Source organism: Acinetobacter seifertii (assembly GCF_016064815.1).
GTDB lineage: Bacteria > Pseudomonadota > Gammaproteobacteria > Pseudomonadales > Moraxellaceae > Acinetobacter > Acinetobacter seifertii.
The window spans coordinates 2,807,101-2,824,297 of record NZ_CP065820.1 but is presented as its reverse complement, the minus strand read 5'-3'; the positions used below and the strand labels follow the sequence as shown (position 1 = coordinate 2,824,297).

Here is a 17,197-nt window from a genome sequence, read left to right as displayed (position 1 = left end):
GGGAATGTTTTTTAATAAATAGATTTTATGCGAATTGGTAGAGCTTTTAATTATAAAGTGAATTTAAATTTTCTTTTAATATCTATTTTAAGTTTTAGTATTTAATTAGCAAAAATCAGAAACCTTATTAAAAAATATTAAATCTAATTAATGATTAAAAAGGGGAAATCATATGAGTACAATCCAAAATTTAACAACTAAGCAAATTAAAGATTATCAAGAACTAATACTGACACAAGGTATTAATGCTGTTCCTGCTGTTTATAATGCACTAAATAATATAGGCTTTGGTTATGCTGGTTGGGCATTTGGTGTATCAACCGGTAATACTATAACAGGTACAGGAGCATTGGATTTTATGCAGGAGACAGCTCATCGCTTTGGGACAACGATTAGCGCTGGAACCGTTGAAAAAATTCGAGTTGGGATGCTTAATGGTTATTTAAATGCTTTGCTGGAAAAGGCAATTAATAATGGAGGTTTTGTTAATGAAGAAATAGATTTTCCAAAAATACGAGAATTTCATATGCAGGTTTTTAATGCTAATGGTTTAAATATTAATTATTGGACATTAGAAACACCCATGAAAATTATTGAAAACTTTGGTATTGATGTTGTTAACCAAAAGTGGAAGGAAATAACAGAAACTGAAGGCACAGGTCCAGATGCATTATTGAATAGTTTGGTACTAGTAGATTGGGTTACAGAGGCTAGCCATGGAACAATTTATTTAGATAAAAATAATAATTTAATTACTCGTTCTGAGTTATTGATTCATCCAGAATTAAGATTAAAAATTGAGCAAACTAAAGATGTATCTGATTATTCGAATGATGCTGAAGAATGGCTGGCTAGATTATCCTTAGGTGGTGTTGGGTCTGCAGCTCATTATGCTTTAAATCGTTTTTTTGGTGAAGATAACTACTGGGCTGTTGGTGATCAAGATAAGATTGATCAAAACGATATATTATCAGTTGAGCCTGGTACAGATGTCTCCTATGTCTATGGGTTGGGGGGAAATGATAGAATATATGGTTTAGAGACAAATTCTAATTTCATTGGATTATATCATTCATCTTATAGTACAAAAGATCGTTTCTATGGTGGGACAGGAGATGATGAACTTTATGGTGGTAGTAATCGAGATCAACTTTATGGTGGACTTGATAATGATCATTTATACGGTGGAAAGGATAATGATCACTTAGATGGCGGAGAAGGAGATGATATTTTAGATGGCGGAGAAGGAGATGATATTTTAGTTGATGAGAAAGGTGATGATACTTATATTTTTGATGGAAAATATGGATACGATACCATCTATGATTTAGATGGTAATGGTCAAATAAAAATAGATGGTGTAGTTCTATCTGTTGGTGAAAAAATTAATAATAAACTTTGGAAAAGTGCTGATGGACAATACACGATAGCGTTAGTCGATGATTTCGATGGTGTAACGACAACACAAAAAATAGTAATTAGTAAAGAAAATGATAATAAAAGTATTACTGTAAAATACTTTAATAATGGTGAGTTAGGCCTCAATTTTGGTGATTTAGAGAATAATAGTACTCCACCATCTGATACCTCGATTTATGCCTTTGGAACAGACGGTAATAATATTATTTTTGGTGAACGTTATGTGGCAAGTTTTGCAGGAAATGACTTTATTCATTCTACTAATGAAAATGCTGTCATTATTGCTGGTGATGGTAATGACTTAATCTCTACAGGCCAAGGGGATGATGTTATTTATGCTGGAGTAACTACATCAGAACAAGATAATAATATTATATTTTCTGGAATTGGTAGAGATCAGGTTTATGGAGGTGCTGGTAATGATATTATTATGACCTCAAATAGATTGGATACAGTAAAAGAACCCTTATTAAATCAAATTGGAAGTGCAAATATTGGGACCACAGAGTTAAATAAAGAATATAATATTTTAAACTTTAATTTTGAGCTGGATTTAGATAAGAATAATAAATTTTCATATTATATATATAATAATTTAGGGAAATCTACAGAGCAGATTCTCCCCTTTTTCGATATTTATTATACAGGCCAATATGGTAAATACTATCTTTATAACTTTATAGAAGCTTTAAATTATGGTCATGGCTACGCAGGAAGTGATATTGCTTATGGCGGTCTAGGAAATGACATTATCTTGGGTTCATCTGATAAAGACTTTCTATATGGTGGAGAAGGAGATGATGCTATTTATGGAATGGATGGCAGTGATTATCTATATGGTGGTGATAATAACGATACCATATATAGTGGGGATGGAAGTGATGAGCTAATAGGCGGTAATGGAAATGATGAGCTTGTGGGTGGGCTTGAGCGAGATACCCTATATGGTGGTGAAGGCGACGATATTATCGAAGCCGATTTAAAAGATTTGGAAGGTAAGTTTGCTCCACCAATTGAATCTGAAAATTATAATCGTTTCGGTGATGATTTAGTTTATGGCGGTGCAGGAAACGATAAGATCTTAGGAAACTTAGGTAATGATGAAATTTATGGGGATGATGGCGATGATGAAATTTTGGGAGATCACCTGACATTAGAAGGAAAATATCATGGCGATGATAGATTATTTGGAGGTAATGGTGATGACAAAATATGGGGGAATGGTGGAAAAGATATAATTCAGGGTGGAAGCGGAAACGATCATATTTCAGGAGATTATGTTTCATTAGATGGTGTATACCATAGCGAAGATACTTTATATGGTGGAGATGGTAACGATACGATTTTGGGGCAAGGTAACGCAGATTACATTTTTGGAGGCGATGGTGATGATTTAATTACAGGAGATGATTCGGATTTAGATGGACAATATCATGGAAATGATGAGATTCATGGGGATGATGGTAATGATGAGATTAATGGAGATGGTGGAGATGATGAAATCTATGGGGATAAGGGAAATGATAGGGTTTCTGGGGATAATTCAGCTCTAGATTCTCAATATCATGGTAATGATAAAATCTACGGTGGTTTAGGAGATGATCTGTTATGGGGGGATGGAGGTTCTGACATTATTTATGGGGGAGTTGGTAGCGACTATATAGAAGGAGATAATACTCAGTTAGATGGACAATATCACGGTGATGATACGCTTTATGGAGATGCTGGTAATGATAATATCCATGGTGATGGTGGTTCGGATATTTTATATGGAGGTGATGGAGATGATCACCTTGTAGGTGATGTAACTGATGATCGTACTTCCGATGGTAATGATCAACTTTATGGTGGAAGTGGAAAAGATATTTTATTGGGTTTTGATGGTAATGATATTTTAGATGGAGGAGCGGGAGATGATATTATTTATGGTGGAAAAGGCAATGATAATTTTATAAGTAATGAAGGGAATGATCAATTAGCTGGGGGCGAGGGAAATGATACATACTATATTCAAGTAAGAGATTCGGAAATTAATATTTTAGATAGTTCTGGAGAAAATCACTTTTATTTAGAAGGAAATTTTAATCTTTCAAATATAAATATCTATCATTATAATAATGCAGTTAGTCTTATTAGTCCAACAATAAGTCAAGATCCTGATGCTGTTTTACCCCAGTTTAAATTAACTTTTTTTGATGATAGTGAAACTCAACCAACAATTGATGGGGGAATTGTCACAGATGAATATGGAAACAACGTTACGGGTGGTTATAATCAATATCTTCATTTTAATCGTAATGAATATAATATAAATACAAATTTAAATAATACAATTCGGAATGATTATGTTATTCATCTTGATACCTATTTAAAAGAACGTGAAGGATTAAGTTATAAAATTTTGAATACCTCTTGGCATGGAATCCAAGGGTTATATCTAATTTTCACTAATAGTTATATTAAAGATGATAATTTAATTTATGAAAATTCCGATTTAAGTGACATTGTTGATATTCAACAGATTAGAAATAATGTTGTTTCGTATGGGCAATATCAGGCCAATGAATATCACTTGTTAGGAGGAAATGATCAAACAACAGGCTCTGAGAGTGAAGATATTGTTTATGGTGGAATTGGCGATGACACTATCAAAGGTCTTGGTGGTTCAGATCAGCTCTTTGGCGATGAAGGGGATGATAGGTTAGAGGGGAATACTGGCAATGACTTTATTAGTGGGGGCACTGGTAATGATCAACTCTTTGGTGGTGAAGGTGATGATCAGTTAGAAGGTGGTGAAGGTGATGATCAGTTAGAAGGTGGTGATGGAAATGACATTATTGAAGGTGGTGATGGAAATGACATCATTAAAGGTGGAAATGGTAATGATATCATTAAAGGGGGCATTGGCAATGATCAACTTTTCGGTGGTGTTGGTGAAGATCATTTAGAAGGTGGAGAGGATGATGACTATTTAGAAGCTGGCGATGGAAATGACATTATCGAGGGCGGCACTGGCAATGATCAACTTTTTGGAGATATTGGTAGAGACGTGCTTTACGGTGGAGATGGTGATGATAAATTATACGGTGGAGATGATAATGATATTTTAAGTGGAGGAAAAGGTAATAATATTTTAGAAGGAGGAAATGGGGAAGATATTTATTTGTTTGATATATTTAGTCAACAGAATACTATCTATGATGGGGATGATAGTATATTAAAGTTTAATGGAATAACTTCAAAAGATGTAGTAATTGAAGTGGTGAAAGATGATTTAAATATTCATTATAATGAAAGTTCATTAGTTACAATTTCTAATTTTATATCGAAAGGGAATATCAAGGAAATTCAGTTTGATGACTTGACTCTAACAAAAGATAAGTTGAATGAGTCAATAACAATAACAAAACTAGGAGATGGTGGTGATAATTACTTGGGTGGCTCTGCTGAGTTTAATAATATCATGTATGGTGGTGATGGTAATGATAATTTATCTGGTGGAAAATTATTAAATTATCTTTATGGTGGAAGTGGTAATGATTCATTCCAAGTAAATTATTCATACTCTCAATCAGAATTTAATTTATTTGGTGGGTTGGGTTATGATTCATACAATTTAAAATTAGGTACAAAAACTTGGATTGAAGATGAAGACTATCTTGGGGTTATAAATGTTGATTCACAAATCTATTTTACATTAGTAGGTAATGTTTTTATTCGCTCACCAAATAGCAGTTCTGCTGAATTAATATCTCAAAATAATGGACATACAGAATATAAATACACATTAAATAATAGGCCGTTACTTCAAGCAACTTATGATTATCATTCTAAAAAATTTACTCTCATGAAGGATGATTTGTTTATTTTTGGATTAAAAAATATAAACGCAGCTAGTGATTTAAGTTTATATAAAAATATGAATATTAGAATCGATGGTGAGGATATTTATCATACTAATGCCACTTATAGTCATTATCTAGCTACTGAATTTAAATTAACAGATTTTATTTCATCTATTGGCGATGTGAAATCTATTTATGATGATGGTGATAATATAATTGATGGTTTTGGAAATTTAAATAATTTAATTTATGCAGGAAATGGCAAAAATATTATTTTAACTCAAAGTGGGAATGATACCATTTATTCAGGAAGTGGAGCAGACACAATAGATGTTGGTAGTGGAAATAATAAAGTTGAAAGTGGTGATGGTGATGACCAAATAACTATAGGTCAAGGGAATAATTATATAATAGCAGGTGCTGGAAATGATATTATTAGAGGTGGAAGAGGTGAAGTATATGGTGGTGAAGGCAATGACTATATATCTATAGAAAGTGGTGATGTTTATGGCGGTAATGGTGATGATACTCTTGTTGCTGGAAAATCAGGTAATTATTTAGATGGTGGGGATGGAGCAGATCATCTGATAGGAGGGTTAGGTGATGATATCTTTATTGTGGATGAACAAGATACTTATGAAGAAAATGATACAAATGGTGGTTACGATACAATTTATATTGCTAAAAATTTTGATCTTGCATTAAATAATTTTGAGGCTGTTACATTATTGGGTAACCAGAATATTAATGCCTATGGAGATGAATTTGATAATAAATTAATTGGCAATAGTGGTAATAACTATATTGACGGTCGTGCAGGTAGTGACTATATGCAAGGGGGTATGGGTAATGACTATTATGTTGTTGATATAACCGAAACCATTGAAACTGATGATAATAGTGTTAGTTACATTATAGACGGAGACCTGGTTGTTGAAGATGTTGATGGTGGTATAGATACTCTTGAACGTTGGGAAGATGCACGCTTTATTAGTCAAGATGAAAATGGAAACCCAGTTTTAACAGATAGTTATAAAATATTAGAAAATAACATCGAAAATCTTATTTTAAAAGGTAATGCTAAAACAGGATTTGGTAATGATCTTGATAATATCATTGTTGGAAATGAGCAAGATAATTATATTGATGGTTTAGCCGGAAATGATACTTATATCTTTAACAGAGGTGGTGGTACAGATACCTACAGCTTTGAAGATAATATTGATGCTGTAAATATATTAAAAATTCAAGGTTATTCAGCTAATGATGTATCTGCTCAAAAATATGGCGATAGCGTATATCTTAGTTTTAAAGGTACAAATGATCATATTTGGCTTTCTAATTATTATATTGCAGATACCGAAAATACCACCTATAAGATGGATCAGATTAATTTTGATTCTGGAGTGATTTGGGGAGGTGATGATATTAACACATTAGTTAATAGAGCCTTAACAAACCATGCACCAACTGTTAATGCAGCTATACCATTAATTACAAGTAATCAGGGAACTGAATTTAGCTATAAATTTGCTAATAATATTATTGTTGATCAGGATAGCTGGGATTCTTTGAGTTATAAAATTACTTTAACGACTAAAGATAGTAGTGGACAATATCAATCTCTTCCATCATGGTTAAGTTTTGATACTGCAACACAAACTTTATCTGGTACTCCTCCTACTAATGTGACTGGCAACTTATCGTTCTTTTATTGGGGAACAGATATGTATGGTTATAGTACTGCCACCTCATTTAATTTAAAAGTTAGTTTACCGAACCAAGCTCCAACATTGTTAAATGCAATTGCAGATCAAAGCGTGACGGATGCTAAAGCATTTAGCTATACCGTTCCTGCAACAACATTCAAAGACCCTGATGGTGATACATTAACGTATTCGGCTACCTTAGAAGATGGCTCTCCATTACCATCTTGGCTTAGTTTCAACCCAACTACGAGAGTGTTGAGTGGTACTTCACCTGATAACACAATGCCGCTAAATATTAAAATTACAGTCAAAGATATTGCTAACCAATCAGTTTCTGATGTGTTTAAGCTAACATTTGTTGTTCAAAATCAAACAATAAATGGAACAAGCAATGCTGATACGTTATATGGAGCTTCAGGAAATGACACCCTAACAGGACAAGCAGGTAATGATATTCTCTATGGGCAAGCAGGTAATGACACTTTAAATGGTGGTACGGGTAACGACACAATGTACGGTGGAAAAGGTGATGACACTTATATTGTGGATAGTACTGCGGATGTTGTTAGTGAAAGTGTGAATGAAGGAACTGATACTGTCCAAAGTAGTGTTACTTACACATTAGTAAATAATGTGGAAAATTTAACCTTAACAGGCACTACAGCAATTAATGGTACAGGTAATGCACTCAATAATGTGATTATTGGTAATAGTGCAATTAATACTTTAACTGGTGGCGCAGGTGATGATTATCTGGATGGAGGAGTTGGGGCAGATAAATTATTAGGAGGAACAGGTAATGACTCTTACGTTATTGACAATACAGGTGACATTGTCACGGAAAATACCGGTGAAGGGATAGATACTGTTCTTAGTTCAATTACTTATACTCTCGGTAATAATCTTGAAAATCTAACATTGACTGGATCAACAGCAATTAATGGTACAGGTAATGCGCTCAATAATGTACTTGTTGGTAATAGTGCAATTAATACTTTAACTGGTGGCGCAGGTGATGATTATCTGGATGGAGGAGCAGGAGCTGATAAGTTACTTGGTGGTTTAGGTAATGATACTTATGTAATTGATAACTCTGGCGATATTGTTACAGAAAATGCTAGTGAAGGTATAGATACGGTTCTGAGCTCTATTACTTATACATTAGGCAGTAATTTAGAAAATTTAACTTTAAGTAGTTCAACAGCCATCAATGCAACAGGTAATACATTAAATAATACTCTTACAGGTAATAGTGGAGTAAATGCTTTAAATGGTGGAGCTGGTAATGACATTTTAGATGGACAAGGTGGAAATGATCAGCTTACCGGCGGAACTGGTGCTGATACAGCACTGTATCAATTATTAGTTCAATCTGATGCTCTGGGTGGAAATGGTACAGATGTCTGGTCTGATTTCACTATTGGTAATACCACATCAAATACAAATGCAGATAAAATTGATATTGGTGATCTGTTAATTGGTTATTCTGGTACTTATAGCTTTATTAGTTTGGAACCATTTATAAAAACTGTTGTGAGTGGTTCAAATACACAGTTATATATTGATAGGGATGGTGCAGGAACGACGTATAGTAGTTCATTGTTGTTAACATTGAATAATACAAACGTTAATTTAAATGATCTAATTAATAACCAGCAAGTTATTATTTAAAAATTAGGGCGATGAGACCAAAATTATTTTTGGTCTTTATCTTAAATTGTTCATTTATCTAAAAGATTAAAAAAGGCATTAAATACTAATATTTAATGCCTTTATTTTTTGTCTTTAGTAGTTAAATTTTACTTAATCTTTTTAAAGATAAAGTCATTAATTTTATGACCTGACTCAATACCACGGCGCTCAAACTTAGTCACTGGACGCCACTCTGGTCGAGGGTAACTGTTGCCTTTACCTGCCAAATTTTCAAGATCTGGGCGGTTATCTAAAATATCAAGCATCCATTCTGCATATGGTTCCCAGTCTGTTGCTGCGTGGAATGTACCACCAAGCTCAAGTTTCTGTTCAACCAGTTGCATACGCTCATGAATAACAAAACGGCGTTTGAAATGACGTTTCTTTTGCCAAGGGTCTGGGAAGTAAAGTTGTACACAGTTAATACTGTTGTCTGGCATTTCACGTAAAACTTGAATCGCGTCTGCATCGAGTACTCGTAAGTTTTTAAGTTCCGCTATACCTGCTTCGTATAAACATTGGGCAATACCAGGTACATGGACTTCAATGCCCACATAGTTGCGTTCAGGATTCGCCTTAGCCATAAGCACTAGCGAACGTCCCATACCAAAACCGATTTCAACAGTTAAAGGACGTTCTGGATGTTCAAAGTGTTGACGTAAGTCACCAACAGGATATTCCAAAATTAAATCGCGATGTTGTTCTAATGCCGTGCGTTGAGACGTATTAAGTGGTGCTGAACGACGCATAAACGTCACAATTTCACGGTGTTCAGGCAAATTGTCTAATTCTGCAATTTGCGTTTCTAACTGATCGATCGACATAACCTTGGCAATATTGAAATTCAAATGCGGTATTTTAAGTCTTCAGGTGGTCAAGTCAAATATTTCGGTGTTTTTCTTCATGTAGATGTCATGATCAATATTTAATCTAAGAGACTAATTAAAACTCACATGAACATTTTTAATCATGAAAACTTTTCAATTAAGAACACTTTCAGTTTTTTTAAGTGCATTTGGTGCATTTTCATATAGTTCTGTTGCTCAGGCACAGCTTATGTTTAGCCAGTATGTTGATGGTAGTAGTAATAAAAAAGGGTTGGAGATTTATAACCCTGATGGTACTACAGTTAACTTAGCTGATTATGAGATTCAACAGTTTAATAATGGTGGTACTGCAAAAACGGTGACTTTCCGTTTACAGGGTACACTTCCAAGTAAGCAGAAGTTTTTAGTGGGCCGCTCGGAGCTACAAACTGAACTTGGTAGTAAAGTAAATCAAGTAGCTGCCTTGTCTTTTAATGGTGATGATGCAGTTGTACTCGTTTATAAAGGCACACCTGTCGATCGTTTTGGGCGTATTGGTGAACGACCAGAGGCAGGTTGGGGAACAGCCGTTTCAAGTTTAGGAAATAGTTTTAAACGTATCGAAACTGAAAACCCAGCTTTAAGTATCGATCCAACCGCAGCATTTGATTTGGACCACTCGTGGACAGCATGGGCAAACCGAAATGATTTTTCAAATCTATCGGGTTCTACGACTCAGCCGCCAGTGCAAACGGTCAGTTGTTCAAGCTCAGATACACCAATTGCCGATTTAGCATCTTCAACACAAAATCAAACCTATACAGTACGTGGTGTAATTACTGCTGACTATCGCTATGCGAATGGTTTTTCAGGCTTTTATGTTCAAACACCTGACACCAAAGCACGTGCAAATGTAAGTAATGCCATTTTTGTTTATATTCCAAATAGCAGCACGGTAAAAGGTGGCCAAGTTGGTGATGAAGTTATTTTACGAGGCCGTTTAACAAGTTATCAAAACCAGCTACAAATAGACCAATTACAGCAAGATATTCAAAGCTGTAATAGCAATATGGCAAATCAAGTTCAGCCAATTAGCTTGGAGTTACCATTTACTAGCTTAGCAGGCGGTTCAACAAATTCTCCGCAGCGTTATCAAGGGATGTTGGTCAAATTACCTCAAGCTTTGACGGTAAGTGAAAACTATAACTATGGCCGTTATGGTGAACTATCGCTGAGCTTAGGCCGCTTATATATTCCAACCAATTTATATCCTGCCTTGTCGCCAGAAGCGAAAGCTTTAGCTCAGAAAAATTTATTATCGAAAATTATTTTTGATGATGGATATAACAACCAAAATCGTACTCCGTGGTTACCAACAAATTTTAGTGCTGCCAATACATTACGTTCAGGTTATCAGCTTAAAAACGTTGAAGGGATTTTAGAGTATCGTTTTAATGGCTGGCGCGTACAGCCAGTACTTGGACGGACACAACCAGAAGTTGTTACTCAAACAAATCCACGTCAGGGTGTCCTTACAAAAAATGCCAATCATATTCGCGTAGCTTCATTTAACGTTTTGAACTATGACAATGGCGCAACAGGCTTCCCAACAGAACGTGGCGCAAATACACAAACAGAGTTTGATAAACAACACCGTAAAATTGTAAGTGCATTAAAAGCGATTGATGCTGACGTATACGGTTTAATGGAAATTGCCAACAATGGTTATGGTCCAAACAGCGCAATTGCTCATTTAACAAGTGCATTAGGTCCAGACTGGAAATATGTGGTTCCTGAAAACTTGGATCGTTTAGGTGGCGATGTTATTGCTGTTGCGATTATTTATAACAGTAAGCGTGTTAGACCTTTAAATAAACCTGTTGTGCTGGATTTAGGTGATAAAAACCGAACGACCTTAGCACAAACTTTCCAAGCTGTTCGTGGCAATAAGACATTTACTGTTATTCCAAACCATTTAAAGTCAAAAGGTTGTACTGGAGTAGACGCGAACTCTACTGACGCTGATCAAAATGATGGTCAAGGATGTTGGAACCCAACCCGTGTGAAAGCAGTTGATCAAATCGTGCAGTGGCTCGCGAAAAATCCAACTCAAGTTCCTAAGCAAAATGCTTTGCTGGTAGGGGATATGAACAGCTACGCAAAAGAAGCACCAATTTTAGCTTTTGAAAAAGCCAACTATAAGGTTTTACTTAATGACGCTAAGATTGGGCAAGGTACTCAGGCATATAGCTATGTTTTTGGTGTGGCAAGTGATGCAAATGGCAATGGTGGAGCGGGTAACTTAGACCATGCAATTGCCGACGCAGATTTATATCCAAAAGTAGTTCGTACCTTTGCTTGGCATATCAATGCAGATGAGCCAACAGTTCTAGACTACAACGAAGAATATAAAACCGATGAGCAAAAAGCGCTATTTTATGGTGAAGATGCCTATCGTTCTTCAGATCATGATCCTGTCATTGTCGATCTAGATTTAAATGGTAAAGACTCAAGTCATCCTGATAATGGCAACAAAAATCCTATTTTGGATTTCTTAAACCAATTAGTTGAATGGATTAGCCAACTTTTTAAGCGTAATTAACGGTAAAAAATGCGTGATGTGAATGTGTTTTATCATATTTTAAACAATCGTCACGCAAGACAACTTGCAAGGTCAAACTTTTTCAAGAATATTAGATAGTGTAACTAATTTATAAATTTACGCTTTTTTACAATTAAGGAATTGTACAAACCTTGCAGGTTTTTTAGAAGCAATTTAAAACGTTAATGTGAGATAAGAAGGATCAGATATGAAATTATATTATTCGCCAGGCGCATGTTCTTTAGCTGCACATATTATTTTAAATGAAATTAATGTTGATTTTGATTTAGAAAAAGTAAATTTAAAAACACATAAAACAGAAAAAGGCGCAGATTATTACGAAATTAACCCGAAGGGCTATGTACCAGCTTTAGAAATTAACCCGGGTTTAATTTTGACTGAAAACGTGGCGATTTTACCGTTCCTTGCGCAGCATGACCCAAAACAGGATTTAATTCCTCCTTCAGGCTTAGGCCGTGCGAAAGTATTGGAATGGTTAGGTTATTTGAACTCTGAATTACATGATGCTTATGCAGTATTTTTTGGCGCACCGTTAACAAACGATGAAAAGACAAAAGCTTATGCTGAAATCGACCGTCTTTTAAAATATATCGATAGTTATCTATCTGAATCGGACTATGACTATTTAGTAAATGATAATTTTGGGCCAGCTGATGCTTATCTATTTGTTTTAACGAATTGGTCAAACTCTATTGAGCATGATTTAACACCTTATAAAAATATTATTGCATTACGTAATAAAGTTGCTGAGCGTCAATCTGTACAAATTGCAATGCGTGATGAAGGTTTAATTTCATAAGCGATTTTAAGTGTATTAAAAAAGCCCCTAATCAATAGGGGCTTTTTTAATATTAGAGATTGTTAGTTTTGAGCTTTCTCTTTAACGTCAGCAGCAGCATGTTCAACAGCTTTGGCTGTATCAGCAGTTGCTTTACGCGCAGTCGCTTCAGTTTGAGCAGCAGCATTTGCAGTTTTATCGGCAGCGTGGTCAGCAGCAGCATCAATTTTAGCTGTAGCATTGTCTGTAGCAGTTGCAATATCGCTCGCAGCTTTATCACCAGCAGATTTAATATCAGCGGTTGCTTGTTTAGCTGCATTTTCTAAATGTTCACCTGTAGTCGCACCAGTTTCTGGAGCTTTATCTTTATTACAACCAACTAGGGCTACGGTCGCAGCAAGACCTAAAGCAACAAGTAATTTATTCATTGTGTTTTTCCTTCTAATTCATGGCATCCAAATATGGATGTCTAAAATATAAACATAAAGTAAATGATTAATAAAGATCGAAAATTGTTAAAAAGTTGTAACTTCAATATTAAAAAAGCCTAGCATTTTAGAATGCTAGGCTTTCGTTTAATAAGAGGGAGCTAACCAGTTTTTACTGCCCAGAACGGATGATGTAATCAAACGCAGAGAGCGAAGCTTTAGCACCTTCACCTGTAGCAATAATAATTTGCTTGTAAGGTACAGTGGTACAGTCACCCGCAGCAAATACACCTTGTACATTGGTTTCGTTGCGGTCATTCACAATGATCTCACCACGGTTGGTTAACTCAACTTCACTGTCTTTCAAGAAGTCAGTGTTTGGTAATAAACCAATCTGTACAAAGATCCCTGCAAGTTCCACTACATGCTCTTCATCAGTCCCACGGTCTTTATATTTAAGGCCAGTGACTTGTGAGCCGTCACCTAACACTTCTGTACTTAAGGCATTCATAATCACAGTTGTGTTTGGCAAGCTATGCAGTTTGTTTTGCAAAACTTGGTCAGCACGAAGTTTCGTGTCGAACTCAACCAGAGTCACATGCTCAACAATCCCTGCAAGGTCAATTGCAGCTTCAACACCTGAGTTACCACCACCAATCACGGCAACACGTTTGCCTTTGAACAATGGACCATCACAGTGTGGGCAGTACGCAACACCACGGGTGCGGTATTCAGCCTCACCCGGTACATTCATTTCTCTCCAACGCGCTCCTGTTGAAAGGATAACTGTCTTCGATTCAAGCTTTGCACCGTTTTCAAGTTCAACTGCAACCAGACCATTTGCAGTTTGGTTGGCACCTGTGATTTTGCTGACACGTTGCAGGTTCATGATATCCACATCATATTCACGAACGTGTGCTTCCATCTCGGCAGCAAACTTAGGACCTTGAGTCTTTTGCACAGACGTGAAGTTTTCAATGTCCATGGTATCCATCACCTGACCACCAAAGCGTTCAGCTACGATACCAGTGTTAATACCTTTACGTGCAGCATAAATTGCAGCTGTTGCACCCGCAGGTCCACCACCAATCACCAATACATCAAAAGCATCTTTGGCATTGAGTGCTGCTGCATCTTTTTCAGCTGAGTTGGTGTCGAGTTTTGCCACAATCTCTTCAAGGGTCATACGACCTTGACCAATGTGCTCATTGTCTTGGAACACCATTGGTACAGCCATGATTTTGCGTTGTTCAACTTCGTCTTGGAAGAATGAGCCGTCAATCATGGTTGCTGTAGTGTTCGGGTTGTAAATGGCAATCAGGTTAAGTGCCTGTACCACGTCCGGACAGTTATGACAGCTTAATGATACAAACACATCAAAATTGGCTTTGAGGTTTAGGCCTTTAATTTGGTTGAGCACTTCATCAGAAACCTTCGGTGCATAGCCAGACACCTGTAACAGAGCCAAGATCAAAGACGTAAACTCATGACCCATTGGTAAGCCGGCAAAGAACACACGAGGCTGTTCACCTGCTTTAGCCACACCAAAGCTTGGACGACGTGTATTGTTACCATCAAAACGGGCAGTCACCTTGTCAGAAAGCTCAGCGATTTCTGTCACCAGTTCTTTAATTTGAGCAGCTTTATCTGACTCATCTAAAGCAGCCACTAATTCGATTGGACTTTCTAAACGTTCTAAGTAAGCTTTTAATTGAGTTTTAATGTTTTGATCTAACATCTGTTTTTACTCCAATTCATCCAAATTCTTTCAATAGATGCATAGTACGTTAAAACACAAAATAGGTGAAACAGTATGTTTTTATAGATTTAATCGGTTTTTTGAATTATTGAGTGTATTCATAAATAAGATCAATAATTTATCTATAAATGCTCTTTATTACTCATTTTTATCTTTTAAAGTGAAAGTATTTAAAAATTTATATATGTTATATGGCTGTAAAGATTTTATGTCATAACATTAAAAGGTACTTTCATGTCATTGCAACGCGGCATTTATCAGCATTATAAAGGTAATCTCTATCAAGTTTTTTCTGTGGCAAAACACAGCGAGACTGAAGAAGAGTTAGTTGTTTATCAGTGTCTTTATGGTGACTATTCAACATGGGTACGTCCGCTAGATATGTTTACTGAAACGGTTCAAATGGCTGATGGAAGTATCGTGCCGCGGTTCAAGTTAATTCAAAGCACTTAAGTTAAACGGCTGTCATATAAAATAACAATTTTAAAGGGTGAAAATATGCCAAATACTTTTTTCTTACAAAGAGTTGCAGATTTATATGACACCTTTAAACGACATGATGCCCAGCAGTCAGATCGCTTGCTGCGCTATCGAAATATTGAGGCTGAGTCTGCAAAACTTCTATCGCAATTGATTCGAATGCAGCAGGCCAAATCAATTTTAGAAATTGGTACTTCAACGGGTTATTCTACTTTATGGCTTGCTGAGGCTGCACAATCGACACACGGGAAAGTAATCACGCTTGAAATTGATGCCAATCGTAGTAATGAGGCGAAACGCCATGTTACTGAACTGGCATTAAATGAAGTCGTTGATTTTTGGATAGGGGATGCCGCAGATTATTTAAATGAAGCTCAGGAAACTTTCGATTTTATTTTGTTAGACGCTGAACGTGATGCATATGAAAGTTATTGGCCAGATTTAAAGCGTCTGATGAAGCCCAAAGGTGGTGTTCTTATTATTGATAAGGTTATTTCACATGCAGCTGAGGTAAGTCCATTTTTATCTTTGATTAAAAAGAATGCAGATTTCATGAGTAGTATTTTACCTATTGGCGCAGGGTTGTGTTTAGTGGTTCTAAAGTAGATTTACTTTCTTGAGATATTCTTGTCGATAAGCTTGTGGACTACAGCCGTGTACTTTATTAAATGCACGGGTGAAATTGGCAGGATTAGAATAGCCCAGTTCATACGCAATATGGGTAATGGTAAAGCTAGAATTCTCTAATAAATCAATGGCACGCTCAGTGCTGATTTGTTGCTTTAAAGCATGGAATTCAACACCTTGCTGCTGTAAATAACGTTGCAAGGTCTTGGTCGAAATATTTAATACTTTGGCACATTCCATTAGAGTTGGAACTTGATTGGCTTGCCGCAACATCATGCTAACCCATTCAACAATTTCGCCTTGATGGTAGATCTTCTGGATTTGTTCCTGGCAGCGTTGTTCAACTATTTTTAAACTATGTGCGTCAGCTAGAGGCAAGGGTAGTGCTAGTTGTTGCTCATCAATCACCACGCGTATACCTGAAAGCCATGTATAGTTAAAGTGGAAATTGGCCTTCACTAAAGATATGTAACGTTCTTGATAGCTCGGCTCAGGAATACTCAAATACACTTGGTAGCGTTGTAATTGCTGGCCTGCCAACTCTAACAAGCTGTAGTAAAACGCCACGGCAATCGCTTCAATATGAAAAGCCAAACACTGCTTATTCATCTGCAAAATCGGTTCAAATAATAGTTCAACCTTTTGCTGATTGGTCGGAAACCCGATGCTGAGCTTAAAACTCGGCATAATCAGTCTAAAATATTGTGCAATCAGCCTAAGTGCATGTTCCAAATTAGGACTAGTCATTAGCGCATAACCCACCAGACTATGTGAGCTGAGTTTTATATTTTTACCCAGTTCAAAGGCTAAGTCTTGGGTGTTGGGCAGACTTAAACCTATTTCAATAAATTGTTCAATTTGTTGAATCGATAATAATTCTGTTTTTGCCAGTTCTTGTTGGAATGTCCTCAGTAAATCATTATTGTATTGATGCGTGCCGATTAAAATTTCAATCAGCCGTAAATAATAACGTGATGGGATAACAGGAATCTGTTGCTTCTGCACAAGAAAAACTCAGCAAAGTCTTAAAA

9 protein-coding genes are annotated in these 17,197 nt (G+C 36.1%); 5 read left to right on the top strand and 4 right to left on the bottom strand.

The genetic code is table 11. The features are described from left to right. Window positions 1–172 precede the first annotated feature (172 nt). A complete protein-coding gene (locus tag I8T81_RS19060; protein WP_198071395.1) occupies window positions 173–8,644 on the top strand; it encodes a putative Ig domain-containing protein in 8,472 nt (2,823 codons plus the stop codon). Between the two features lie 128 nt (window positions 8,645–8,772). Here I8T81_RS19060 and trmB read toward each other — a convergent pair whose 3' ends face one another. Further along, window positions 8,773–9,489, bottom strand: a complete 717-nt coding sequence (gene trmB, locus I8T81_RS13095) for a tRNA (guanosine(46)-N7)-methyltransferase TrmB (RefSeq protein WP_077168203.1) — start codon at window positions 9,487–9,489, stop codon at window positions 8,773–8,775. A 145-nt stretch (window positions 9,490–9,634) separates the two neighbouring features. Between trmB and I8T81_RS13090 the strand changes: the two genes are divergently transcribed. Continuing rightward, window positions 9,635–12,073, top strand: a complete 2,439-nt coding sequence (locus I8T81_RS13090) for an ExeM/NucH family extracellular endonuclease (RefSeq protein WP_198071394.1) — start codon at window positions 9,635–9,637, stop codon at window positions 12,071–12,073. A 208-nt stretch (window positions 12,074–12,281) separates the two neighbouring features. Next, window positions 12,282–12,893, top strand: a complete 612-nt coding sequence (locus I8T81_RS13085; RefSeq protein ID WP_004702749.1) for a glutathione binding-like protein — start codon at window positions 12,282–12,284, stop codon at window positions 12,891–12,893. 62 nt (window positions 12,894–12,955) lie between these two features. On the opposite strand, the gene I8T81_RS13080 is transcribed toward I8T81_RS13085, so the two are convergent. Both I8T81_RS13080 and ahpF read right to left on the bottom strand, forming a co-directional pair. After that, window positions 12,956–13,300, bottom strand: coding sequence for a hypothetical protein (locus I8T81_RS13080; protein WP_004702748.1), 345 nt, complete (start codon window positions 13,298–13,300; stop codon window positions 12,956–12,958). Between the two features lie 172 nt (window positions 13,301–13,472). Beyond that, complete coding sequence (gene ahpF, locus I8T81_RS13075) at window positions 13,473–15,038, bottom strand: alkyl hydroperoxide reductase subunit F (protein ID WP_191012899.1); 1,566 nt, start codon at window positions 15,036–15,038, stop codon at window positions 13,473–13,475. A 255-nt stretch (window positions 15,039–15,293) separates the two neighbouring features. Here ahpF and I8T81_RS13070 point away from each other — a divergent pair, with 255 nt between their 5' ends. Beyond that, window positions 15,294–15,512, top strand: coding sequence for a DUF1653 domain-containing protein (locus tag I8T81_RS13070; RefSeq protein WP_004702746.1), 219 nt, complete (start codon window positions 15,294–15,296; stop codon window positions 15,510–15,512). 45 nt (window positions 15,513–15,557) lie between these two features. Further along, window positions 15,558–16,145, top strand: a complete 588-nt coding sequence (locus tag I8T81_RS13065; RefSeq protein WP_019457442.1) for an O-methyltransferase — start codon at window positions 15,558–15,560, stop codon at window positions 16,143–16,145. Here I8T81_RS13065 and I8T81_RS13060 read toward each other — a convergent pair. Beyond that, window positions 16,137–17,171, bottom strand: coding sequence for a helix-turn-helix domain-containing protein (locus tag I8T81_RS13060; protein WP_198071393.1), 1,035 nt, complete (start codon window positions 17,169–17,171; stop codon window positions 16,137–16,139). The genes I8T81_RS13065 and I8T81_RS13060 overlap by 9 nt on opposite strands. Between the last annotated feature and the right edge of the window lie 26 nt (window positions 17,172–17,197).